This is a genomic window from Guyparkeria hydrothermalis (assembly GCF_023555385.1).
GTDB classification, from domain to species: Bacteria; Pseudomonadota; Gammaproteobacteria; order Halothiobacillales; family Halothiobacillaceae; genus Guyparkeria; species Guyparkeria hydrothermalis_A.
The window spans coordinates 1181198-1206080 of the sequence record NZ_JAJSED010000001.1; the positions used below are offsets into that span (position 1 = coordinate 1181198).

The window sequence follows — 24883 nt, forward strand, 5'->3', positions numbered from 1 at the left end:
GGATGACGCGGAACGCGGATTGGCTGGTGGCGGACCGCGGGCATGCGACGCCACCCCGGCGCGGTCCACCGACGGGCTAGAGGCGCCGCAGCGCCCAGAGGAAGTAGGTGCCACCGATCAGGGAGGCCACCAGGCCGGCGGGGATCTCCTGCGGGAACTGGATCTGTCGTCCGATCCAGTCGGCGGCGATCATCAGCACGGCACCGATCAGCGCCGCCCCGAGCACGTGATCGCGGGCACGCGACAGGCCCAGCAGGCGCGCCATGTGCGGGGCGAGAAGACCGACGAAGGACAGCGGCCCGATCACGAGCGTGGCCGCGGCGGTCAAGACGGCCGCGACCGCCAGCACCGCCAGCCGCCCGGCACCCACCGGCACCCCCAGCGCCCGGCTGACCGAGGCGCCCAAAGGAAGCACATCCAGCCAGCGGGAAAGCAGCAGCACGCCGAGGGCGGCGAGTACGCCGAACCCCAGCACCAGCAATGCCTCGGTCGTGCCGACGAAATAGGTCGAGCCGGACAGCCAGGCGACGATCTGCTGGCCACGCGGATCGCTTCCCGCCAGCACCAGCGCGCGCACCGCCTCGGCCAGCGCGGTGATCGCCACCCCGGTCAGCAGCAGCCGCTCGGGGAGAAAGCCGCTGCGGGCATTGAGCAGCACCAGCAGCGCCAGGGCCGCGAAGGCGCCCATCACGCCCAGCAATACCAACAACGGCAGATCCACGCCCGGCAACAGGACGATTCCGAGCAGCAGAAAGATCGTGACCCCGCTGCTGACACCCAGCACCTCCGGACTGGCCATCGGGTTGCCGGTCAGGCGCTGCAGCAGGGTGCCGGCGACGGCGAGCAGGATGCCGGCCCCGGCCGCCGCCAGCAGGCGGGGCACGCGCCACTCCCATACCCCCGCGGCGGCCCACCAGCGCCACGCGCCCGCCACATGGCCGCTGAACAGCGCCAGCAAGGCCACCGGCACGAGTGCCACGGCGCGCCATGCCAGCCCTGGCCCCGGACGAGACGCCCGGGGCCAGCCGGTCTCGACCGAGGCCGGTGACGCGGCTTCCAGGCGAAGGCGGGGGATCAGCCACAGCAGCATCGGCGCCCCGAGTGCCGCGGTCATCGCGCCGGTCGGGATCAGCGTCGGCAGCCAGGCGTCGGCGGACTGCAGCAACAGGTCGGTGACGGCCAGCAGCAGTGCCCCGATGATCGGCGCCCAGAGCAGCCGGGAACCGAGGCGCTCGGCGCCAAGCAAACGGGCGATGTTGGGTGCGGCCAGACCGATGAAACCGATCAGGCCGACCACGCTGACCACGCTCCCCGTCAGGAACACCGCCGCGCCGAGGGCAGCCAGGCGAAGCCCGGCCAGGTTGACCCCGAGGCTGCGTCCGCTGGCATCGTCGAGTTCGAGCACCCGTAGCGGCCGCAGCAGCAGCCACGCGACCAGCAGGCCAAGCGCCAGTCGCGGCAGCAGGAACACGGCATCATGCCACCCGTCCTGCGCCAGCGAGCCCGCCCCCCAGATCAACAGCCCCTGCAGGGTCTCCTGGTTGAACAGGAGCAAGACCATGGCCAGCGCGCCGAGATAGAGATTGACCACCAGGCCCGCCAGCACGACCACCAGCGGCGAGAGCGCCTGACGCCACGACAGCAGGAAGACCAGTCCCATGGCGGCCGCCCCACCGGCAAGCGCGACCCACTCGGAACCCGCGAGCATCAACGCCGGGGCAAACAGGCTGGCCGCCATCAGGGCAAGATTCGCCCCGCCGGCCACACCCAGGGTGGTTGGCGAGGCGAGCGGATTGCGCAGGACCTGCTGCATCAACACGCCGGCAATCGCAAGCCCCGCCCCGGCGGCAAGCGCGGTCACCAGCCGAGGCCACCACGCCAGGGCCAGCAGCCATTCGGGCGGGGTAATGGCCCCGTCGCCGAGCCAGGGCCACCATTGCCCGGGCACGAACCCGCCGGTCCTGGCCTGCAGCTCCAGCACCATCAACCCCAGGAGGACGAACAGCAGCAGGCCGCTCGCCCCGGCCGGCGAGATGGCGCCTCGCTCAGTCCGCATCGAGCGCCTCCACCAGCGCCTCGGCGAAACGGGTCGCCGAGGGCAAGGCACCGAAACTCCAGACCGGATCGAGCTCGATCACTTCGCCGTGCGACCGGCTGGACAGCCGCGTCCAGAGCGCACTGTCGGCCAGCGACCGGGCTACGCCGACGGGGTACGGCCGCACCACCACCAGCCGACCGTCCAGTCGCGCCAGGGATTCCAGCCCGACCAGCGAGAAGCCCCAGCGATTGGTTTCCCCCGTCCAGCCGTTCTCGAGCCCCAGCCGCTCGAGCACCGCGTGATACAGCCCGTTCTCGCCGAACACGCGTACGTGGCGCGAATCCATGAACTGCACCACGATCAGCGGCGGGGTCCCGGCGGGCAGGCGTTGCGCCAGTTGATCGATCTTGGCCTCCGAGCGCGCGATCAGCGCCTCGGCTTCCCGCTCGCGGTCGGCAAAGGCACCCAACTCACGCGTCAGGCGCCGGATCGCCGGCCACGTCTCGGCATCCGGACCATAGAGAGAGAAGGTGGTGACCGGGGCGATCGTCTCCAGTCGCGGCGCGAGACCAGCGAACATCGGGGACAGCGCGAGCCGGTCCGGCGCCAGCCCGGCCAGCTGCTCGAGATTCGGTTGCGCCCGCAGACCGAGGTCCAGCACGCTGGTGGGCACCGCCGGTTCACCGACCCAGGCGGCGTAGCCGTCGATCTGGGCAAGCCCAACCAGGCGGGCGTCGAGCGCGATCAGGGTCTCGGCAATGGTCCAGTCGAGCGTCGCAATCCGCGGCGCCCCGTCCGGCGTGGCCGCGACGACACTCGTCGTGGCAAGCCATGCCACGAGCGTGATCACCCACCGCCGCACGGCGTGACGAACCAGCGAGCCACCCATGGGATCAGTCGACGATTGCCACGGGGCGGGACTGGCCCGGCGGCGTGACCACCTGCATCGAGACGCCGTAGATCGATCGCAGCGTTGCGGCATCCATCAGTTCGTCCGGGGTGCCGCGCACCAGCAGGCGACCGCTGTGCATGGCGACCAGTTCGTCGCAGTAGCGCGCGGCCATGTTGATGTCGTGCAGGACGATCACGACGCTCAATCCCAGCTCGTGGGAGAGGCGACGGATCAAATGCAGCATCTCGACCTGGTGGGCGATATCGAGCGCCGAGAGTGGCTCGTCGAGGAGAAGGAAGTCACTTTCCTGGACGAGCAGCATCGCAAGCCAGACCCGTTGCCGCTCCCCACCGGAAAGCGTCTCGACACGCCGGTCGGCGAATGCGGTCGTCTGCGTCATCGCCATAGCCTGATCGACCTGCCGCCGATCGGTCGCGCCGAACCGTCCCAGCAGCCCATGCCAGGGATAGCGGCCGAAACCGACCAGCTCACGGCCGGTGAGATGCCCGGCGGCCGGCGGATGCTGCGGCAGGTAGGCCACGCGTCGGGCAAACGCCCGCGACGACCACTCGCCCAGCGGCCGTCCCTCAAACCGCAGTGTGCCGCCGGACGGTGGGGCCTGCCGAGCGAGCAGCTTGACCAGCGTCGACTTGCCCGAGCCGTTGTGCCCGACCAGGCCGACGACGCGACCGGGCTCGAGACGCAGGTCGACCGGCTCGAGCAGCCGCTTGTGGTTGACGGAGAAGGTGACGTCCTCGAGCTCGAACATCACGCCGCCCCCCGAGAGGGGTGCCGCACGGTGCGGCATGCTCCGCCCGTCGACGCCTCGTCGGTGCGGCGGCAAGCCAGCGGGCAGTTGGCACAATACGACACCTCCGGCAGGAGGTACCGGATGCAGCAGACCCGCCGTTGCCGCTCGACGCCCCTGCTCTCGTCGGCAATCGCGCGGTAGCGCACCGGACGGGACAGCGGGTTGCGCAGCCCGTCGCCGAATCGCCGACACTCGAAAAAGGCATAGGCCACCTGGAGCGTTGCCGGCGTGATCGCCGGATGACGCGCCATTTCGCCGACCAGGTACTCGACCGAATTGCCGGCATTGCTCCAGAAGACATTGCGCGAGGCCCCGGATGCGACCGACAGGGCCTCGACCACGGGGGAAAGACGCTCACGAACCAGCCGCTCCATGCCCGTCTCAACTGATACGGGATCGGTGATATCACCTGATTCCCGCAGCCAGAACCGACTGGGACGAGCGGAGGCATCGATGATCACGCCGACCGAGGCATCGTCGGCGATGCATGCCCGTCGCTCGGCAAGCAGAAGCCCGACGACGGGTGGCAGCACAGCGTTGAAGAACCACTTGGACCACATCGATGCCACCGCGCGGCGGTCACCTCCCGGATAGTTGGGGGCAAACCGCTCCAGGATCACCGCCAGGGCCGACGGATCGCGCAGTTGTCGCAAAGTGAGCGAGACCCCCTCCCCCGACCACTCGCCCAGCACCGGGCGAGGCAGCCTTGCCAGCGGACCGGAGAATACCGATCGGAATATCGCCATGCCGCGGTCCTGAGGGGACAACGCGACAGGCAAAGCGGGACGGGTGGCTACGTTCATCGTGTCTCCCCGGGACGTCATCATTCGGGACGGGAAACGAAGCCGAGCCGCTCGACCCCCGCCTGGCGGGCCTTGGCCATCGTCTCGGCCACGCGGCCGTAGGGGGTCGACTCGTCGGCACGCAGGTAGACGACCAGCTCGGGGTTCTCGCTCATCGCCTGCTCCAGGCGCGATTCGAGTCGCGTGGCACGAACCGGCTCGTCAGCCAGGTAGAGCTGCCCGGCGGCATCGAGTGAAATCGTCAGGCTGTCGGGGCGTTCGTCCTGTGGCGAGGCGTCGGCCGTCGGCAATTTCACGTTGACCGAGTGCGTGATCACGGGGGCGGTGACGATGAACACCACCAGCAGCACCAGCATCACGTCGACCAGCGGGATGATGTTCATCTCCGCCATGGGCTCGCGCTGTTCGCCGAGGCGACCGAATGCCATGGGATCAGGCCTCTACCGTCGAGAGGGAGGCGGGTGTCGCCGCCGGCTCGCGCTCGCCGCGCGCCCAACGAGCCAGTTCCGGATCGTGCATCAACAGGGCGTGCACGTCGTGGGCACTCGCCTCCAGGGCCTGGGAGTACAACCGATGGCTGCGGTTGTAGAGGTTGAAGAACAGCACGGCGGGAATCGCGGCGGCAAGCCCTGCCGCGGTCGCGACCAGCGCCTCGCCGAGGGGGCCGGCGACGAGATCCATGGTGACGCGTTCGGCATCGGCAAGTCCCACGAGAGCCCCATGAATCCCCCAGACGGTGCCGAACAGACCCACGAACGGTGCCAACGAGCCGACGCTGGCGAACAGCGTCTGCCCGGCTTGTACCCGTGCTTCCTGTCGGTCGAGCTCCTGGCGAATCCCGCGGATCAGCGACTCGTCGAGCCGCTGGTTGTCGACCAGGCTGCCATCAAGGCGACCGCGGAACGCGCGCGCCGATTGGAGCCCTGCCCGCGCGATGGCAGCCACCGGATTCTTCCGGCCGGCAACCCGCTGCGAGAGGGTCGAGGCCGAGCGGGACTCGGCAATCTCCCGTTGGGACCGACTGCTCGAGCGAGCCCGTTCGAACCAGGCCATCAACTTGGCTACGGCCACGGCCCAGGTCGCCACCGACATCGCGGCGAGAATCAGGAACACAGCCACCAGGACGGCATCGCCTTGATGAAAAACACTGAACAGGTCCACGGGAAACACCCCTTGCCGGAGAAAACAGGGCGAATCCTATTGGATTGATCATGCCAATGCAAACCGTTCGCATTTCGGTTGTTGATCTCACCCTCGCCCGCCAGCCATCGGTTAGCGCAGGCGGAAGGTCAGCGGCACGATCACGTCACCCGCGACGGGGCGCCCTCCCTTTGTGGCCGGATCGAAGCGCCACTGTTCGATGACCGCCATCGCCGCCCGGTCGAGCCGTTCGTGACCGCTGGAACGCTCGATCGACCAGTCCACCGGTCGTCCGTCGGGGCCGACCTGCACCCGGATGCGTACCGTCCCCTCCTGCCGCAACCGTAGCGACGCGCGCGGATAGGTCGGCGGCGGGTTGTCGAGATACCCCGCGGAGAAACTCGGCGGCGAAACGGGCTCCGGCTCCGGCCGAGCCGGCTCGGTCGGTGACGCCCCATCACTGGCCGACGGAGCACTCGCCTCAGCGGGCGCCCCAGTCCCGACTTCCTGGCGGGCTGGCTCAGGATCCGATTTCGGCTCTGGCTTCGGCTCCGGCTTGGGTTCTGGTTCGGGCTTCGGTTCCGGTTCGGGCTTGGACTCCGGTTCGGGCTTGGACTCCGGTTCAGGCTTGGACTCCGGTTCAGGCTTCGGTTCGAGCTTGGGCTCCATGCTGGCCGCCGGAGAGGATTTCGCCGCCAGTGGCGTGGACGGCATAGCCTGCGCAGCGGAAGCCGAGGGCCGGGAGACGGTGTCAGGCGATTGATTCGCCTCGGCCCGGGCCAGATCGATCCACTGGACGTGAGGAGCATTCTCGGCTGCGGACGAATCGGGCGTCTGTGCCGGCTGATCGAGCACAAACCAGGCGAGAGCCGCGTGCAACAAGGCACTGACCGTCACCCCGATCACGACCAACCGAGTTGTTTGTCTTGGCATGGCTGAAGAACACCGGATTACGACGAGCGCGGCCGATTCGATCGTGGCCGATCGAACCCAGCGGGCCGCCACGGTAATCCAAACGAATCACGGGCGCAAATAGCAATGATTCGCAGTTCTATTGAAGCCGGCATCAATCAGTCGCGGCGCCTACCGCCTGGCCACGATCACCCCGCAACGAGAACCGGTGGGTGCCTACCGCAGGCCGGGCCGGTTACTCATCTGCTGGCATTCCTCGGCCCCCATGTCGCGGGCACAGCGCTCGGCGAGGTCAACATTGCGTTCGAGGTAGTGGTTGTAGAACCCGGGCGCGGTGCCGGTGATCTCGCCGATCCGCTGGCCGTTCGGTGCAAAGAACAGGACGTAAGGCACGCCTCGCACGTCTAGGCGGTCGGCGAAGGCCTCCGGTTGCTGGGTGGTACCGTCGACACCGGTGAATGTCTGGTCGCCGTCGATCTGCACCCGGCGGATGATCAATCGCCCCTGGTACTTGGGGCTCAGCCGCATCGGGATGATGAACTCGTCGTCGATCTTCTGGCAGTAGCCACAGTAGCTGGCATGGAAGAACACCATCATCGGCTTGTCGTGTTCCTGCATCCAGGCCAGGTCCGCCGGCAGATCGTTGAGGTGATCGACGAATGCGACCTCGTCGGTATAGGGGTCGGAATCACCCGCCTGCGCCAGCCCGACCAGCGGCAGGAACAGGGTCAGCGCGACCAACCGCGCCAGCCCCCTGCCCTGCCGTTTGATGCCGTTCCCGCGACTTGCTGCCTGTCCCTTCATCGATGCTCTCTCCCTGTCACGTCCGCCGGACACGCCGGCATGATTCGTAGTCCGGCGATAGTCGCACGTTTTGTGACCGGCACTCCATCACACCGCTCGTCAACACAAAAAAATCCCCCTTTGCCACAAGGGGGATGAAAGCAAGGGATCGTTTCGGAATAGCGCTTAGTAATAACCTTGGGCGAAGGTGACGACCGAGTCGGCCTTCAACTCCATGCTCTCCAGGAAGTCGTTTTCCATGTAGCCGTTGACGGCAACGAGATCACCCTTGTCGATCTGCTGGAAACCCTGATCATCCAGCACGTCGTAGTTCAACTCGGTGGTATCCACGGTGATCTGTCGGGCGCCCGAATCGATGGTGAACTCCTTCTCGCCCGGCGAGACAGATGTCACCTTGCCGGTGACGTCCATCCCGGAGTCGACGTTGAACACCAGCGTCGGGATAACCGAAACGTCTTCCCCGTCGCCTGGCTCGGCAGTGAAGTAGGTGCCGAGATTCTCGACGTACAGGCTGCTGGCCTCGATCGTCCGGGCCTCGCTGAAGTCGTCGTCGATGCGGCCGTATACCGTCACTTCATCACCTTCGATCAGGCCGCGGGCCTCCTTCTCGACCCACTCCCAATCGTCGACCTCGACCGTGATCAGGCCCTGGCCGTAATCCATCACGAACGAACTCGGCGTGGTCTCGACCGCCGTGCCCGACAACACCAGGGCGGACTGATCCGGCAGCCCGGACGGACTCTCGGCAGCCAGACTGCCGCTGGCAAAGGACAGCATCAGCGCGGTGGTAATCAGATTGCGTTTCATGTGCGCCTCCTTCCCTAACCAGGGATATCGGCAAATGGGATGGAGCACTTCCTCGTCTCCCGACAAGTCGTGCCCCAACTGCCACTGACGCTAGAAAACCGACGCGTATGTGTCAAAGAAACAACAAGTTACGATCGATCACCGTTTGACGGCACACGCCTTTGCCTGCCGGTAGCACGACCGACAGACGGCCCCCTAGTCCCAGCGAGCGTCCTCGACCACCTCGGGGTTGAGCAACCGGATCTGCTGGATCGATGGATCGGGATGCTCGCGTTCGGGCTCGATCTGCATCAGCCGCAGGAAGTACGGCACCATCGCGCGGCGCACCGGGTACACGACCCGCCCGTCGCTCATGCCGTAATCCGCGGCGATCACCGCTTGCTGCGTCGCCGGCAGATCCGGATGCACTCCGACGGCCAGATCGACCTCCTCGAACCAGTCGCGATCGCCGTCGCGCGACTCGCCGGCCAGCTCCGGCAACGACTCGGCCCGCTTGATACGGGCGAGCACGAAATCGCGGTATTCGTCATGCGCGTGGCTGTAGGCACGGACGTGCCAGCGGAACCCGCTGTAGACGAGCGTGTGCGGCGAGAGCACCACGCGCCGGGGCTCCGGGCGCCGCATCGACTGATAATCGACCTCCACCCGATGGCCATTGCTCGCCGCGGCGCTGACCGAACGGAACACCGCCAGGTCCAGCTCGCGCTCCATGGGGCGGAGAATCTCGACACTGGGCCCGAGTGCCGCCAGTGCCAGTACCGGGCTGTCCTCTCCCGGCAGCGCGGCCAGCACGTCCAGCATTTCCGAGGTCCGCCCGGACAACAACACCGGAGCGAATGCCGAAGAAGCCTCGTACCGTTTCTGCGATCGGTCGTAGATGAGGTTCTCGGGGGCCAGCGACTGGTAGACGGCGAAATCCTTGGAGGCCTGGGCCCGACTGATGCCGAAGCTCTCGGTCAGGGCCTGGGTGCGCACCCAGCCATTGAGGAGCAAGGTGCATTCGAGCAGCTTGAGCCGCTGGCGCAGATCCCACTTGAGGGTGTCGACGGAAGGTTCCATGCGGTCATTTTGCGGCAGGCGAATCGTGTGTCAATAAAAACGACACGATTTTGTTGACACGCCCATATTGTATGCATACTATCTGGACATGCCTATTTTGTAGGCAGTCAACAGAGGAGCACAGTCATGCATACCTACCGCGACGAAGTGATCGATTTCTGGGCCAACATCTTTCGGGCCTGCCGCCTCTCGACGGCCGGGCTGGATCTCGAGACCTTTCTCGAGGATCCCCAGCAGCATCTCGATCAGCTCGGCTTGTCCGATGCCGTCGAGATGCTCGCCGGCGGTCACCTGCCGCTACTGCCCGAGCAGGCCGCGGTACGGCGCGAGATCGATGCCCGCTATCCCCTGCCCGAGGCACCGGCAACGCCGGCGCCGGCGGCACGCCGCCTGATTGCTCCGTTGCCGACGCTGGTCGCCCAACCGATCTGAGCCTGCCGCAATACCGACCAGAACGCTCCCCCGGCGCCAACACGCCGGGGGAGCTCGCGTATGATGGAACCGATCGGCCCGCACGGTTTCTCAAGGACGCTATGGACGCGACCAATTCCTTCATTCTGCTCGGTGCCCTGCTGCTGTTCACCAGCATTCTCGCCGGCATGGCCTCGTCGCGTTTCGGCTTCCCGCTGCTGCTGATCTTCCTTGGCGTGGGCATGCTCGCCGGCCAGGACGGCATCGGCGGCGTGGTTTTCGACGATTTCCAGACCGCCTTCCTGATCGGCAACATCGCGCTGGCCATCATCCTGCTCGACGGCGGCCTGCGCACCCACATCCGCACCTTCCGGGTCGCCCTGAAGCCCGCACTGTCTCTCGCCACCGTCGGTGTAATGATCACGGCCGGCGCCATGGGGGCACTGGCCGCCTGGCTGATGGGCTTCGGCTGGCACTACGGGCTGCTGATGGGGGCGATCATCGGCTCAACCGACGCCGCGGCGGTGTTCTCACTGTTGAAGGGCAGCGGCACACGGCTCAACGAGCGGGTCGGCTCGACGCTTGAGATCGAGTCGGGCATCAACGACCCGATGGCGATATTCCTCACCATCACGCTGCTGGAGGTCATCTCGACCGACCAGTCCCTGTTCGATCCCTGGACCGGGCTGTTCCTGATCCAGCAGTTCGGCATCGGCGCGGTGCTCGGCGTCGCCTTCGGTTTCATACTGCGCGAGACGCTGCGGCGCATCGAACTGGCCGAGGGCCTCTATGCCCTGCTGATCGCTTCCGGGGGCCTGCTCTCCTTCGCGCTGATCAACGAGCTCGGCGGCAGCGGCTTTCTCGGCGTCTATCTCACTGGCTTGGTGATCGGCACGGCAAAGAACCGGGGCACCTTCCACGTCCTGCGCATCATGGACGGGCTAGCGTGGCTCGCGCAGGCCGGCATGTTCCTCATCCTCGGTCTGCTGGTCACACCCACGGCGGTGCTCGACCAGATCGTGCCGGCCCTGATCCTTGCCTTCGCCCTGCTGCTGGTCGCCCGGCCGCTCGCGGTGACCATCGGTCTGTGGCCCTTCCACTTCAACTGGCGAGAGACGGCCTTCATCGCCTGGGTCGGACTGCGCGGGGCGGTGCCGATCGTGCTGGCCCTGTTCCCGATGATCTACGGCATCGACGAGGCCGACCGCTTCTTCGAGGTGGCCTACGTGGTCGTGATCACCTCGCTCCTGATCCAGGGCAGCACCGTGCCGCTTGCTGCCCGCCTGCTCAAGGTCGAGGTGCCGCCGCTGGCAGAACCCCGCCAGCGGGCGGATCTCAACCTGCCGATCGAACCCAGGCTGGAGATGGTGCAGTTCGTCGTGGGCGAACACACCGATGCCGACGGCGTCGGGCTCGACCGTCTGCCGTTCGGCGAGTCGGTGACGGTGGCGGGGGTGGTCCGCAACCTCGGGCTGCGCACGCCCGAACGCGGCTTTCGTTTCCGGGCTGGCGACATCGTGCTGACCATCATCCCCGAGGACATGATCAACGACCTCAACCGCTTCTTCACCGGCGAACGCAGGAAAAAGCCGGCGCTCGCCGAGCAGACCTTCTTCGGCGCCTTCTCCCTGCGCGGCGGCGCCCGCGTGAGCGATCTCGCCCAGGTCTACGGCATCGACCCGCCGGCAGAGCTGCGCGAGACAACGCTCGACGAAGCGATCAAAGCCCTACTGCGCAATCCGCCGGTAGTGGGCGATGCCGTGCTGCTCGACCGGGTCGAGTTGACCGTGCGCGAGATGGAAGGATCGACCATCACCCAGGTGGGCCTGAAGTTCCGTGAGACCAGCGGGTAGCCCACGACGTCTCGAGCAGGGACGCCACCCGCGCCCGCAGGGCGGGAACCACCTCGGCCTCGAACCATGGGTTGTTGCGCAACCAGCGATTGTTGCGCGGACTGGGGTGCGGTAGCGGGAACTGCGTTGGCGCAAGGCGGCGCCAGTCGGCCACCAGGTCGGTGACGCGCTGTCCGCGCTTCAGCCCGAGGTGCCAACCCAGCGCATAGCGGCCGATCACCACGGTGGTCTCGACCCGCGGCATGGCTTCCAGTAGCGGTCGACGCCAGGTCGGGGCGCATTCCGGTCGTGGTGGCAGATCCCCTCCCCGCCCCGTACCCGGATAGCAGAACCCCATCGGCACGATGGCGATCGACGGGTGGTGGTAGAAGGTTTCGCGATCGATGCCGAGCCAGTCGCGCAACCGGTCGCCGCTGGGGTCGTTGAACGGCAAGCCGGTCTCGTGGACCCGTCGCCCCGGCGCCTGGGCGGCGATCAGCAGACGCGCTTCGGGACGGGCGATGAACACCGGCCGGGGGCCGAGCGGCAGCTCGGCCTCGCACAGCCGGCAGGCCCGGATCTCGGCCTCGAGCGCGTTGAGTTCCAGCGGCTCAGCCGACATCCAGTGCGGTCAGGTGCGCGAGCACGGAATCCTCGAGCGCCTGGAGGTCGTAGCCCCCTTCCAGCAGGGAAACCACCGGCAGATCGTCGCCGCCTGCCGCGGCGATCACCTCGCGCGTGATCCAGGCGAAATCCTCCTCCAGGAGCAGCAGTCCACCGAGGAGGTCCTGCTTGTGCGCATCGAAGCCCGCGGAGAACAGCAGCAGCTGCGGTTGGAACTCGGCCAGCGTGTCGAACCAGACCGAGTCACGGATCGCCCGACGGAAGCCCTCGCCGTCGGTGAGGTTCTCCAGCGGCACCGGCAGGCAGTTGTCCGCGAGCGGCGGGATGCCCGAATAGGGGTAGTACGGGTGCTGGAAACACGAGAACAAGCGCACCGGCGCGCTGTTGGCGACGATCTGCTCGGTGCCGTCACCGTGATGCACGTCGAAATCGACGATCGCCACCCGTTCGAGGCCGTGATGACGAATGGCGTGGTAGGCGGCGATCGCCACGTTGTTAAACACGCAGAACCCCGCCGGCTGGCACGGGGCGGCGTGGTGGCCCGGCGGGCGCGTGGCGAGAAAGGCACGGCGATCCGGTCCCGCCAGCACCCGATCGACCGCGTCCATGGCCCCGCCGACCACCCGCCGGCTGGCATCGAGGGTGTACTCGTTGAGCGAGGTGTCGCCGTCGACGCGCAGCACGCCGAAGTCCTTGGGCGCCTGGGTGAAGATGGCATCGACGTAGCGCGGGTCGTGCGCCAGTTCGTAGTCGGCCTTGTCGGCCAGTGGCGGCTCGAGGCGCTGGTAACGGTCGGCCGGGAACCGGTCGATGGCGGCCATCACCGCATCCAGGCGCTCGGGGCGCTCGGGGTGCGGCAGCATCACGTCGTTCTCGTTCTCGTGCTTCCAGCAGACCGGATGGCTGTAGATCAACATGGCGGCATTCCTCGGCTCGGGATATCGCTCAAATCAAGCATGCGCCCCCGGGTTTGTAAACCGGAAAAGGCTGGCCAACCCAGTCAACGCAAAGCCCGCCACAAGCGACTCAGCCCCCGGCACTCGATGCCCTGACCGCGAGCACGTCGGTCCCCGCGGAGCGCAGTATATGCTGGGCAACGCTGCCGAGCAGCAGGTGCCGCAGGCCGGTCTCCCCCTGGGTGCCGCAGACGACCAGATCGGCCTCGAACGCATGGGCGGCATCAAGCACTGCCACCCCCGGCAGCCCCGCCACCACCTGGTAGTCGACGTCCTGTCCTTCACGCACACCGGCATCGTGGGCAAAGGCCCTCAGTCGCTCATGCAAGGCTTCTTCCTGTTCGTAACGAAGCCGCTCGTAGGTTGCCGGGTCGATGTACGTCTCGAACCAGGTCTCGTAGGAATGAATCAAGGTGAATGAGGCCTCCGGTGCCAGAGCGAGCGCCTCGGCCAGGGCCTCGCGGCTGGCCGGCGAGAAGTCGACGGCGGCCGCAATACGCGCGTATCCCGGCCCGGGAGAGTGACGGACGACCAGCACCGGGCAACTGCCGGCGCGTACCAGCTTTTCCGCCGTCGAACCGATGATCCAGCGACTCGCATCGGGTCGTGTATCGGTGCCGGCGACGATCAGTTCCGCCTCGCGAGACTCTGCCGCTTCGGTAATCAGCGCTGCCGGCTTGCCCCAACGCACCACGATCTCGACTCGAGGCGAGGCGATCCCCAGTTGGGATACGCCCTGACGCACCTGGTCCTGCAGGCCGGCTGTCGCTTCGCGCGCCAGCGCCGCGCGCAACTCCTCGGGATCGAGCTCCCGGCTCATGATCACCCACCACAGGGGCTCCTCGCGGATAACATGCAGCAGGATGACCGAGCACCCGCGCTGATCGGCCAGTTGCAGACCGCGCGTGACTGCCGCGTCACTGGCCGGCGAGAGGTCACTGGCGATCAGGATCGGGCGTGGCTGGCTCATGGCTGCTTCCTCGTCTGCCATCGATCAATGCAAAAACAGTAGCACCTGCGAATCGCTTTCCCACCAGCGGAATGCGCCGGCACGAACGAAAACGGCGGCCCCGGGAGGCCGCCGTGTGGACGCGAGTATGCCCCGGTGGGGCGAAGACTCGTCAGTGCCAGCCGATGAAGGCGGTGGCCGCATCCGCCGCGTCGTAGAGGAACAGGTCACGGAACATGTGATCCGAGCCCGAGACGACCGTCATCTCGATGTGCTCTTCCTTGGCCGGCTCGGCCATCTTCTCCTCGAGGTCGGTAATCGTGGTATCCGCCCCGGCTACGATCACCAGGGTGGGCACCGAAACCGCGCCCAGCACGGTGGGGGTATCCATCAGCGGGTCCTCGCGGTAGTAGCTGACCACACTGGCGGCCGTGGCCGTGGTGTCCTCGCAGTAGATGAAGTCCATCTCCATCACCTCGTCGCCGCTGCCCTCGGCGACCAGGGTCTTGGCCTTCTCGAGGAGCGGCGCCAGTTCAGCGTCGTAACGCTTCTGGTAGTCCTTGGCGTGATAGCCCGCCGTCCAGGTCTGAGGCGCGAGCAGCACCGCCTTCTCGACGGCCGGATCGGGCTCGCCGGCGAGATAGCGCGCCACCTGGTTGCCACCACGGGAGTGGCCCATCACCGCCAGTCGGTCGGCGCCCTCGCCTTTCAGCCATTCGGCCCAGGCGGCAATCTCGTCGACGGCGTTCTCGTGCTTGTGGCGGTGGGTGCTGGCGCAGTCGTACATGCCTTCGCGCGCATCCTGCCCCAGGCTGAGGTTGATGGCGAGCGCGTTGTAGCCCGACTCGGCCAGCAGGGACTGCATGCTGCGCATGATCTCCATCTGGCCGTGGGCAAGCGTGCCATGGACCATCAGGACCACGCCGTCGGCGATCTCGCTGCCCGGCGCGATTTCCATGTGGCCGACCAGTGTCGTGCCGTCGTGGTCCAGTTCGACCCGCTCGGCCGCCTGCGCGAGGCCACCGAGAAGCGGCAGACTCAAGGCGACGGCGGTCAGGGTCCGGAAGATGCTTTTCATTGTTGTTGGCTCCTTTGGTGAATACCGGTTCCGCCGGAAAGTCTAGCCGGACGAAAGGGGAAATAATGCCCCGTAGGCAGGCCCGGGCGAGGAAAATCGATAAGCCATGCCACAAAAAAATGGGCAGGCCGTTCCCCAAAAGGGATCGGCCTGCCCGAAAACTCACCGCAGGAGGAGTCAATAAAAACGAAGAGAAGAAGCTCTCAACGCGACCCACATGCTTTGACCGGAAAAAGATTCAGGAGTTCCCCGGATCGATACATCGTGAGCGGCTGGGTTGGCTGACTTGGCCTGCCTCACTTCGTTTTCATGTGACGGGGAGAAGTATATCAATCACACATGCAAATGCAAACGTTTCGCGTTTCCGTTTGCGAGACGCGTGGGGCTCGTCAGTGAAAGTCGCGTGAGCGCGCCGGCAGGCGCCCCAGCCACTCGCTGTGATCGACCAGCACCCGCGCGACCAGATGCGCCACGCCCTCGCGATGCTGCCACTGGCCGCGCACCTCCAGCAGGCGGGCACCCACCACCACTTGCTGGTATTCGGCCACCCGATCGGGCCAGACGATCACGTTGACCGTGCCCGCTTCGTCCTCGAGCGTCATAAACACCGTCCCCTTGGCCGTACCGGGGCGCTGGCGCATGGTCACCAGCCCGCAGTAGCGCGTGTGTGCGCCGTCATGTCGGGTCTTGAGCTCGTCGCTGCGTCGCAGCCGCAGCCGGCGCAACCGCTCGCGCAGCAATGCCAGCGGATGACCATTCAGCGACAGCCCCAGCCGCTGATAGTCCGCAAGGATGGTCTGTGCGGCATCGGGGGCGGGCAACTCGACGGCCGGCTCGCCGACCGAGCGGTCGGCAGGCAGACCCGCCTCGAGCGCGAGATCGTCCGGAATGCCGGTCGCCGACCAGTGGGCGGCATGCCGGTTGCCTTCCAGCGCGGCGAAGGCACCGGCCTGCGCCAGCACCCGCCGGTCACGCGCATCCAGCCGGGCACGGCGCACGCAGTCGGCCACCTGCCGGAACGGCGCGACCCGACGAGCGGCCAGCAGGCGCTCGATACCGCCGGCGGACAGCCCGCGGATGCGGTCCAGCCCCAGACGCAAGGCGTGGGTCGCGGTGGCACCGCCACCCCCTGCCAGCGGCTCGAGCGTGCTCTCGTCCTGACTGGCCAGCACGCAGGGCGGACGCACCACCACGCCGTGGCGACGGGCGTCCTGCACCAGCTGCGATGGCCCGTAGAAGCCCATCGGCTGGCTGTTAAGCAACGCGCAGTAGAAGGCGACCGGCTCGTGGCACTTGAGCCAGGCCGAGGCGTAGGCGATCACGGCAAAGCTGGCCGAGTGCGATTCGGGGAAGCCGTACTCGCCGAAACCGAGGATCTGGCGGTAGACCCGGTCGGCAAAATCGGGCGTGAAGCCGCGCGCGGTCATGCCGTCATACAGCTTCTTGCGAAAGTCCTCGAGCGTGCCGCGCTTTCGCCATGCCCCCAGCGCCCGGCGCAGCTGGTCGGCCTCGCCGGCGGAAAAGCCCGCCGCCACCATGGCCAGCTCGATCACCTGTTCCTGGAAGATCGGCACGCCCAGGGTGCGCCCCAGCACCCGCCGGATCTCCTCGTTCGGATACTCCTCGGGCTCGAGACCCTGACGGCGCTTGAGGTACGGGTGAACCATCTCGCCCTGGATCGGGCCGGGGCGGACGATCGCGATCTCGATCACCAGATCGTAGAACGAGCGCGGCTGCAGGCGCGGCAGCATGCTCATCTGCGCGCGCGACTCGATCTGGAACACGCCGACGGTATCGGCACGACTGATCATCTCGAAGGTCGCGGCGTCCTCGCGCGGGATCGACCACAGCGCCAGCGGCAGTTCGCGCGGCCGATGCCGGTTGGCCAGCTCGAACGCCCGGCGCACCGCCGAGAACATGCCCAGTGCGAGCACGTCGATCTTCATCAGGCCGACGGCATCGAGGTCGTCCTTGTCCCACTGGATCACGGTGCGGTCGGCCATCGAGGCGTTCTCCACCGGCACCAGGTCGGCCAGCTGCCCGCGGGCGATGACGAAACCGCCGACGTGCTGCGAGAGATGACGTGGCATGCCGGTCAGCTGCCGGGCGATCGCAAGCCACCAGCGGATGCGTCGCTGCTCGCCGTCGATGCCGGCCGCGGCCAGCTTCTCGGCGCTCACCTCGCGATCCCACCAGGCCAGCTGCTCATTGACCCGTTCCTGCACGTCCTCGCCGATACCCAGCGCCCGAGCGGCGTCGCGCAGGGCCGAGCGGCGCCGGTAGCGGATCACCGTGGCCGCGAGCGCCGCCCGTTCGCGGCCGTAGCGCCGGTAGATGTACTGCATCACTTCCTCGCGGCGGTGATGCTCGAAGTCGACATCGATGTCCGGCGGCTCGGCACGTTCCTTGGAGATGAAGCGCTCGAACAGCATCGAGGACTCGGCCGGGTTGACCGCCGTGATGCCGAGCGCGAAGCACACCGCCGAGTTGGCCGCCGAGCCACGTCCCTGGCAGAGGATCCCGCGCGAGCGGGCGAAGCGGACGATGTCGTGGACGGTGAGAAAGTACGGCTCGAAGGCCATCTCGCGGATGATACCGAGCTCGCGCTCGATCTGCGCGGCCACCTTCGGCGGCACACCGTCGGGCCAGCGCTTCGCCGCCCCCTCGAAGGTCAGCCGTCGCAGGTGCTCATGGCCCGGCACGCCCGGCGGGATGTCGTCGAGCGGGTACTCGTAGGCCAGCTCGTCGATCGAGAACCGGCACGTGCCGGCCAGCCGCAGCGCCTCGGCACGCCATTCGGCAGGGAACAGCTCGGCCAGTGCCTCGAGCGGGCGCAGGTGGCGCTCGGCATTGCGCGGCAGGCGGTCGGCCGCCGCCATCACCGTGGTGCGATGGCGCAGGGCCGTAACCACATCCAACAGCGGCTTTTCCTCGGACTCGGCCATCAGCGTGTCGCCCAGCGCCGTGACCGGCAGGCCGTGCGCCGCAGCCAGCCGCCGCGCGTTTGCGGCGCGCGCACCATCGAGCCCGTCGAGCCAGGCCACCACGCCGAGCCAGGGACGGGTGGCGGCCAGCAGCCACGCCGGGCCAAGGCGGTCGTCGGCCGGCACCTGCCAGATCACGCGCACCCCGGCTGCGAGCCCGTCGAGTACCGCCGCCCGATCGAGGCGGTACTCGCCCTTGGCCGCCGCCCGCCGACCGCGGGTGATCAGCTGGCTGATCGCGGCATAGCCGGCCCGGTCGGCCGCCAGCAGCACCAGCTCGTCGCCCTCCTCCAGCACCAGCCGCGCACCGAGAATCAGCTGCGGCCGGTCATCCGCCGGCAGCGCCTTCCAGCCCTGCTGGGCGCGCACCACCCCAGCGAACGAGCACTCGTCGCAGATGGCGATGGCCGCATAGCCGCGCTCGACCGCCGTCGCCACCAGTTGCTCGGGATCGGCGGTGGCGGCGAGAAAACTGAAGTTGGAGCGGGCAGACAATTCGGCATAGGCATTCATACCGATACTGTATATCTGTACAGTTACCGAAATCCACCCTGTCGTCGGGCGGTATCGACCCGCACCGAATGGGGCTACCATCACCTGATCGCCGCAGCGGAAGGCGGCGCGAAAGCTCCTCGGATACTTCAAGGACATGACTCATGGGCGAGCTGCTGCTGTTTGCCGTGCTTTCATTCCTGGCCCTGCTCACCGGTGGCGTGCTCGGCTGGATCAGCTTTTTCAAACTGCGCCGACTGGAGGAGCGCCTCGACCGGCTCGAGGCCCGTCAACGCCCCGCAGAACCGGAACCCCAACCGGAGCACGAGACGCCCCCGCCACGGCACGCCCCACCCAAGTGGGCCGAAGGACGCCGACACCCCGCCCCGACCGAAAAAACGGCTGCCAGCACACCCGCTGCCGCGCCGGGCCGGGCCGCCGGGGTCGTCGGCCGCGTACGCGAGCACTGGATGATCTGGCTCGGCGGGCTGTCGGTGGGTCTCGCCGGCGTCTTCCTGGTGCGCTACTCGATCGAGCAGGGCTATCTCGGTCCGGCCGCCCGCATCACGGCGGGACTGGTCACGGGGCTTGGCCTGCATGCACTGGCCGAATGGCTGCGCCGGCGCTCGGACTGGCGATCGGACGCCGTCGCCGCACTGGCCGGCGGTGCGAGCCTGACCCTCTACGCGGCCGCCCTGGCCGCCCTGCACCTGTACCAGCTCTGGCCGGTGGGACTGGTCTTCGCCGTGCTGGCGTTGATCTCGCTCGCCACCCTCGTACTGGCCCTGTGGCACGGCCCGGTGCTCGCAATCCTCGGCCTGCTGGGCGGCTATGCGGTCCCGGCCCTCCTGGGCACACAGTCCGACCAGCTGGTCACGACGCTGGTCTACAGCACGGTAATCGCCCTGTCAGGCTTCACGCTGATGCGCTATGTCTACCGCGACTGGCTGTGGTGGGGCACCATCGGCGGCGCCCTGTTCTGGTGGTGGGTGGCCCTGATGACGGGCAAGCACAGCGAAGCCTGGCTGGGCAGTTATCTCGCCGTGCTCGCCTGGGGCATGCTTGCCATCCGCTCGAGCAACTGGCGGCTAGACCAGGTCGTCGCAGCCGACAACCCGCCCCACTGGCGCGACTGGCTGCGCCTGATACCGACAGAACAGCGCGGTCTCCTCCTGGGCCTGCTGGTGCTGCTGGCTGGCTTGGGACTCAGCCTGGGCCGCGACCCGCACTGGGCCGGGGGACCGCTGGTCTGGCTACCCCTGCCCGCCGTACTCTTGATTGCGGCACGCTACAACGATCATCTGCGGCCGCTGCCGTGGCTGACCTTGGCCGTCATCACCGTCGGGCTGATCGCCGCCCAGATCGCGCCACTGCCCACCCAAAAGCCCACGCTGATGGTCGACCCGGTCTCCGCGGAGCATCACGGCACGCTATTCGCCTTCCTCGCCCTGCTGGCCGGCCTGTTCTCGGGTGCCGGGCTATGGCACCTGCGCAATCGGCCGGGTTCGGCGCTGGATGCCTCGCTGGCCGTGGTGGCACCGCTGGTGGCCGTGGCACTGGCCTACCTGCTGGCCCGCGCGGCGCTGCCCCCCTGGGGGCTTGCCGTCGCCTGCATCGTCTACGGGGGATTGCTGCTGAACCTGGCCGTCTGGCGACTGCGCCACGGGTCGACCGACGGCGTCGCCTTCTGGCTGGTCACCGGTGGTCATCTGGCCTATTCGCTGGCCGCGGTGATCGCGCTCGACGACGCCACCCTCACGCTCGCGCTGGCCGCCCAGCTGGTGTCGCTCACCTGGGTGATGCGACGCGTGCCGATGGACAACCTGCACTGGCTGGTCAAGCTGGTGCTGGCCGTGGTGGTGATCCGCCTGACACTCAACCCGTGGCTACTCACCTACGCGGGCGAAGGCCACTGGACGCTGTGGACCTATGGCGGCAGCCTGCTGCTGGCCGTGCTGGCCAGCCGGCAGGTGCCACCCGATGTTCCGCTGCGACGCTGGCTGGAAGGCGGGGCGCTGCACTTGCTGCTGCTGTTCCTGGTGGTCGAACTGCGCTACTGGCTCTACGACGGCGCGGTGTTCGCGCCGCGCTTCGACTTCCTCGAGGCGGCCATCGACGTCAACCTCACCGCCGCGCTGGGGCTGGTCTATCACTGGCGTGGCCAGCTTTCGACCCAGCTGCAGGTCGTCTATCGGCTGGCCGGCCGGGTGATGATGGTGCTTGCGCTGCTCGCCTATGCCTACCTGCTCATCCACGCCAATCCGCTGTGGGGCGGGCCGCAGGCCGGCACCATCGGTGACACGCCGCTGTTCAACCTGCTGCTGCTCGCCTACGGCCTACCGGTGGTGCTGTTCGCTCTGGCCAGCCGCATCTACGAACCGATGACCCGACGCCAGTTCGCCGTGGTGGCCGGCATCGGCCTGTGGCTGTTCGCAAGCTTCGAGATCCGCCATATCTGGCAGGGCGAGCTTTCCCTGGTCGACGCTACCTCCAACGGCGAGCTCTACACCTATTCGGCCGTGTGGCTGCTGATGGCGATGGCGGCCCTGCTCACCGGCATAGTGCGGGAACGCCCTGCGCTATACCGCGGCGGCCTGGCATTGCTGACACTGGTGATCGTCAAGATCTTCCTGGTGGACATGAGCGGGCTGACCGGCCTGTTGCGGGCGGTCTCGTTCATGGGGCTGGGGCTGTCGCTCCTGGCCCTGGCCTACGTCCACCAGCTGCTGGCGCGACCACGCACGCCGGCCGACGAGGCGGCCTAGCCGGCGTGAGCGTGCAGGATGCGCAGGAATCCCTCGCCGTACTTCTCCAGCTTGCGCTCGCCGACGCCTGAGACCGCTTCCATCTCCTCGAGGGTGGCCGGGCGGATCTCGATCATGTGCTTCAGGGTCGCGTCATGGAAGACGGTGTAGGGCGGAATGCCCTGCTCCTCGGCCAGCCGCTTGCGATGGGCGCGCAGCGACTCCCATAGCGGCTCGTCCTCGACCGGCACCGCGATCGGCTGACGACGGGAACCCCCACGAGTGGCAGCCTTGCGCTTGAGCTCCGGGCGCAACCGCAGGGTCTCCTCGCCTTTAAGCACGACCCGACAGCTCGGGTCGAGGTGCAGTCCACCGTGGCCCTCGGCGTCGACGGCGATCAGTCCGCGGGCGATCAGCTGACGGAACAGGCCGCGCCAGGCCGCCGCGGACAGGTCGGTGCCAATACCGAAGGTCGAAATCTGATCATGGCCGAAACGGCGCATGCGCTCGTCGGCCTCGCCGCGCAACACACTCACCAGGTAGTTCACGCCGAAGCGCTGCCCGGTGCGATGGATGCAGGACAGTGCCTTCTGCGCCGCCTCGGTGGCATCCCAGGTCTCAGGCGGCTCGAGGCAGTTGTCGCAGTTTCCGCAGGGCTCGGCCAGCGTCTCGCCGAAGTACGCGAGGAGCGCCTGGCGCCGACAGGTGGTCATCTCGGTCAGGCCCAACATGGCGTCGAGCTTGGTTCGCTCAATGCGCTTGATGCGCTCGTCGGCCTCGGAGCCGGCCATCATCTGGCGCAGGGTGAGCACGTCCTGCAGGCCATAGTCCATCCAGGCATCCGCCGGCAGGCCGTCGCGGCCGGCCCGGCCGGTTTCCTGGTAGTAGGCCTCGATGCTCTTGGGCAGATTGAGATGCGCGACGAAACGCACGTCCGGCTTGTCGATGCCCATGCCGAAGGCGATGGTCGCGACCACGATCACACCCTCTTCGGCGAGAAAGCGCTCCTGCACCCGACGCCGGTGCTCGGCCGAGAGCCCGGCGTGGTAGGGCAGCGCGGTCAGACCCTGCTTTTCCAGCCACTCGGCGGTCTGCTCGACCTTCTTGCGTGACAGGCAGTAGACGATGCCCGCCTCACCCGGGTGCGACTCGCGGATGAAGCGCAGCAGCCGGTCGCGGCCGCCGCCGGTGCCCTGGCTGATGCGGTAGCGGATGTTGGGGCGGTCGAAGCCCGAGATGAAGCGTCGCGCGTTACCGAGCCCCAGCCGCTCGACGATCTCCTCGCGGGTGGCCTCGTCGGCGGTGGCAGTCAGCGCGATGCGCGGCACGCCCGGGAACTGCCCGGCCAGCTCGCCCAGGCGGATGTACTCCGGACGGAAGTCGTGGCCCCACTGCGAAACGCAGTGCGCCTCGTCGATCGCTATCAGAGACAGCGGCACACCGGCCAGCCGCTCGAGGGTGGCCGGCATCATCAGCCGCTCGGGGGCGACGTAGAGCAGATCCAGCGAACCCTCGTGCAGCCGGCCGAGCACCTCGCGCGCCTCCTCGGCCGACAGGCTCGAATTCAGGAAGGCAGCGGCCACACCCAGCTGGCGCAATGCGGCGACCTGGTCCTGCATCAGGGCGATCAGCGGCGAGACCACGATCGCCGTGCCGGAGCGTGCCAGCGCCGGCACCTGGTAGCACAGCGACTTGCCGCCGCCGGTGGGCATCAACACCAGGGCGTCGTTACCACCCATGACGGTATCGATCACCTCGCCCTGCGGCGGGCGGAAGTCCTCGTAGCCGAAGACGCTGTTCAGGATTTCGCGGGGGCTTTTCGACATGGCGGCTATTGGGCCAGATTCCTCACATGAAAGGAACCGCTGCGACCGGCGATGGACGACCGCGACGGTCTGGGCTAGGGTCGTCCGGGTGACAACATGACAGGATGACAGGCGCCCCGACATGGATCTCGATGAAGTAGACGCATTCGACAAGGTTCCCCGCTCCACCCGCCACGAACTGCTGCGCTTCGGCCTGGCTGTGCTGTTCGTGATCGGGGTGGCGCTGTTCACCTGGATCACGCAGGGCCACGTCAGCGTGGTAATGGTGATCGCCGCCGTGATCGGCGCCTACATGGCGATGAACATCGGCGCCAACGATGTGGCCAACAACGTCGGCCCGGCGGTGGGCTCCCGCGCCCTGACCCTCGGCGGGGCGATCGTCATTGCCGCGATCTTCGAGGCGGCCGGTGCGCTGATCGCCGGCGGCGAGGTGGTCTCCACCATCAAGGGCGGCATCATCGATCCCACGGCGATCGGCGATCCGATGACCTTCGTCTGGCTGATGATGGCTGCCCTGTTGGCCGCGGCCATCTGGCTCAACCTCGCCACTGCCCTGGGCGCGCCGGTCTCCACCACGCATTCGATCGTCGGTGGCGTGATGGGCGGCGGCATCGCCGCGGCCGGCTGGGGCATCGCCAACTGGGGCACGGTAGGTCAGATCGCCGCCAGCTGGGTGATCTCGCCGCTGCTGGGCGGTCTGCTGGCCGCCGCCCTGCTCTACTTGATCAAGCGCAGCATCACCTATCAGGACGACCTGATCGCGGCTGCCAAGCGCCGCGTACCCTGGTTCCTCGCGCTGATGGCCTGGGCGTTCGCCACCTATCTTGCCGTCAAGGGCCTCAAGCGGATCACCGATATCCCCTTCCTCGGGGCGGCGGCCGTCGGGCTGGTAATCGCGGCGCTGGTGTATGTCGCCGTGCGTCCGCTGGTGGCGCGCGCCGCCGACGGAATGCAGGAGAACAGCAAGGCGAGCGTGAACCGTCTGTTCACCCTGCCGCTGGTTTTCGCCGCCGCCCTGCTGAGCTTCGCCCATGGCTCGAACGACGTGGCCAACGCCGTCGGCCCGCTCGCCGCGATCAACGAGGCGCTCACCCACGCCGGTACCGCAGCCAAGGCGGCCATCCCGTTGTGGGTGATGGCGATCGGGGCGCTGGGCCTCGCGGTGGGGCTCGCGCTCTATGGCCCGAAGCTGATCCGCACCGTCGGCCACGAGATCACCGACATCGACCCGATGCGTGCCTTCTGCATCGCCCTGGCAGCGACGCTGACCGTCATCCTCGCCTCGCAGTTGGGCCTGCCGGTTTCCACCACCCATGTGACCATCGGTGCGGTGTTCGGCGTGGGGTTCCTGCGCGAACACCTCAAGTCCAACTACGACCGCCTCGAACAACAGGTGCGCGACCTGCACCCGAACGGTGACGACGACGAGGTGATGCAGGACTACCTGGAGCGGTTCCGGGCCGCTTCGCTCAAGCAGAAGAAGCTGATGCTGCAGGAACTCAAGAGCAAGAGCACCCGGCGAGAGGTCCACATCAGCAAGCGTCAGCGCAAGGGACTGAAGAAGATCTACAAGCGCGAACTGGTCAAGCGCTCGCTAGTGCTGAAGGTCGCTGCAGCCTGGGTGATCACCGTACCGGCCGCCGCTCTGCTCGCCGCCCTGTTCTTCGTCCTGATTCGCGCCATCGCATCCGGCTGATACGCCGCCGCACGGGCGGGGACAG

Annotated in this window: 20 protein-coding genes; 4 read left to right on the plus strand and 16 right to left on the minus strand. The window is 67.5% G+C overall.

Features of this window, described 5'->3' with window-relative positions:
- Positions 1 to 76: 76 nt before the first annotated feature.
- The 10 genes from fhuB to LV476_RS05465 all read right to left on the minus strand — a co-directional run bounded on the left by fhuB (position 77) and on the right by LV476_RS05465 (position 9266).
- Positions 77 to 2056 carry a Fe(3+)-hydroxamate ABC transporter permease FhuB gene (gene fhuB / locus LV476_RS05420; protein WP_250074186.1) on the minus strand — a complete coding sequence of 660 codons (1980 nt, stop codon included), beginning with the start codon at positions 2054 to 2056 and terminating at the stop codon, positions 77 to 79.
- Positions 2046 to 2927 carry an iron-siderophore ABC transporter substrate-binding protein gene (locus LV476_RS05425; RefSeq protein WP_250074188.1) on the minus strand — a complete coding sequence of 294 codons (882 nt, stop codon included), beginning with the start codon at positions 2925 to 2927 and terminating at the stop codon, positions 2046 to 2048. Before LV476_RS05425 ends, fhuB begins: the two co-directional genes overlap by 11 nt.
- A 4-nt stretch (positions 2928 to 2931) precedes the next feature.
- Positions 2932 to 3699, minus strand: a complete 768-nt coding sequence (locus LV476_RS05430; RefSeq protein ID WP_250076259.1) for an ABC transporter ATP-binding protein — start codon at positions 3697 to 3699, stop codon at positions 2932 to 2934.
- Positions 3699 to 4487, minus strand: coding sequence for a siderophore-iron reductase FhuF (fhuF, locus tag LV476_RS05435; RefSeq protein WP_250074190.1), 789 nt, complete (start codon positions 4485 to 4487; stop codon positions 3699 to 3701). Before fhuF ends, LV476_RS05430 begins: the two co-directional genes overlap by 1 nt.
- A gap of 77 nt (positions 4488 to 4564) precedes the next feature.
- Positions 4565 to 4972, minus strand: a complete 408-nt coding sequence (locus LV476_RS05440; RefSeq protein ID WP_250074193.1) for an ExbD/TolR family protein — start codon at positions 4970 to 4972, stop codon at positions 4565 to 4567.
- A gap of 4 nt (positions 4973 to 4976) precedes the next feature.
- On the minus strand, positions 4977 to 5714 hold the full coding sequence (locus LV476_RS05445; protein ID WP_434062816.1) for a MotA/TolQ/ExbB proton channel family protein: 738 nt from the start codon (positions 5712 to 5714) through the stop codon (positions 4977 to 4979).
- Between the two features lie 102 nt (positions 5715 to 5816).
- Entirely contained in the window at positions 5817 to 6617 is an 801-nt protein-coding gene (locus LV476_RS05450) for an energy transducer TonB (protein ID WP_250074197.1), read from the minus strand.
- A 195-nt stretch (positions 6618 to 6812) separates the two neighbouring features.
- The gene (locus LV476_RS05455; RefSeq protein WP_250074199.1) at positions 6813 to 7400 is read right to left on the minus strand and encodes a thioredoxin family protein; all 588 of its coding nucleotides are present in this window, start codon (positions 7398 to 7400) and stop codon (positions 6813 to 6815) included.
- A gap of 165 nt (positions 7401 to 7565) precedes the next feature.
- Entirely contained in the window at positions 7566 to 8207 is a 642-nt protein-coding gene (locus LV476_RS05460) for a hypothetical protein (protein WP_250074201.1), read from the minus strand.
- Between the two features lie 195 nt (positions 8208 to 8402).
- Positions 8403 to 9266, minus strand: coding sequence for a helix-turn-helix transcriptional regulator (locus LV476_RS05465; protein WP_250074203.1), 864 nt, complete (start codon positions 9264 to 9266; stop codon positions 8403 to 8405).
- Positions 9267 to 9392: 126 nt separating this feature from the next.
- Here LV476_RS05465 and LV476_RS05470 point away from each other — a divergent pair, with 126 nt between their 5' ends.
- Together LV476_RS05470 and LV476_RS05475 are read left to right on the plus strand one after the other, a co-directional pair.
- Positions 9393 to 9698, plus strand: a complete 306-nt coding sequence (locus tag LV476_RS05470) for a hypothetical protein (RefSeq protein ID WP_250074204.1) — start codon at positions 9393 to 9395, stop codon at positions 9696 to 9698.
- 101 nt (positions 9699 to 9799) lie between these two features.
- Positions 9800 to 11530: a potassium/proton antiporter gene (locus tag LV476_RS05475; protein ID WP_250074206.1), complete on the plus strand. Its 1731-nt coding sequence runs from the start codon at positions 9800 to 9802 to the stop codon at positions 11528 to 11530.
- Here the strand turns inward: LV476_RS05475 and LV476_RS05480 are convergent.
- The 5 genes from LV476_RS05480 to LV476_RS05500 all read right to left on the minus strand — a co-directional run bounded on the left by LV476_RS05480 (position 11490) and on the right by LV476_RS05500 (position 18613).
- On the minus strand, positions 11490 to 12131 hold the full coding sequence (locus tag LV476_RS05480) for a uracil-DNA glycosylase family protein (protein WP_250074208.1): 642 nt from the start codon (positions 12129 to 12131) through the stop codon (positions 11490 to 11492). The two genes, LV476_RS05475 and LV476_RS05480, sit on opposite strands and share 41 nt — an antisense overlap.
- Positions 12121 to 13050: a histone deacetylase family protein gene (locus tag LV476_RS05485; RefSeq protein ID WP_250074210.1), complete on the minus strand. Its 930-nt coding sequence runs from the start codon at positions 13048 to 13050 to the stop codon at positions 12121 to 12123. The genes LV476_RS05480 and LV476_RS05485 overlap by 11 nt, the downstream gene beginning before the upstream one ends.
- 109 nt (positions 13051 to 13159) lie before the next feature.
- Entirely contained in the window at positions 13160 to 14059 is a 900-nt protein-coding gene (locus LV476_RS05490) for a universal stress protein (protein WP_250074212.1), read from the minus strand.
- A gap of 151 nt (positions 14060 to 14210) precedes the next feature.
- The gene (locus LV476_RS05495) at positions 14211 to 15116 is read right to left on the minus strand and encodes an alpha/beta hydrolase (RefSeq protein WP_250074213.1); all 906 of its coding nucleotides are present in this window, start codon (positions 15114 to 15116) and stop codon (positions 14211 to 14213) included.
- Between the two features lie 389 nt (positions 15117 to 15505).
- Positions 15506 to 18613, minus strand: coding sequence for an error-prone DNA polymerase (locus LV476_RS05500; protein WP_250074215.1), 3108 nt, complete (start codon positions 18611 to 18613; stop codon positions 15506 to 15508).
- 143 nt (positions 18614 to 18756) lie between these two features.
- On the opposite strand from LV476_RS05500, the gene LV476_RS05505 reads away from it, so the two are divergent.
- A complete protein-coding gene (locus LV476_RS05505; RefSeq protein ID WP_250074218.1) occupies positions 18757 to 21357 on the plus strand; it encodes a DUF2339 domain-containing protein in 2601 nt (866 codons plus the stop codon).
- Here the strand turns inward: LV476_RS05505 and recQ are convergent.
- Positions 21354 to 23162, minus strand: coding sequence for a DNA helicase RecQ (gene recQ / locus LV476_RS05510; protein ID WP_250074219.1), 1809 nt, complete (start codon positions 23160 to 23162; stop codon positions 21354 to 21356). The two genes, LV476_RS05505 and recQ, sit on opposite strands and share 4 nt — an antisense overlap.
- Before the next feature lie 121 nt (positions 23163 to 23283).
- Here recQ and LV476_RS05515 point away from each other — a divergent pair, with 121 nt between their 5' ends.
- Positions 23284 to 24858, plus strand: a complete 1575-nt coding sequence (locus LV476_RS05515) for an inorganic phosphate transporter (protein ID WP_250074221.1) — start codon at positions 23284 to 23286, stop codon at positions 24856 to 24858.
- The last annotated feature ends 25 nt before the right edge of the window (positions 24859 to 24883 follow it).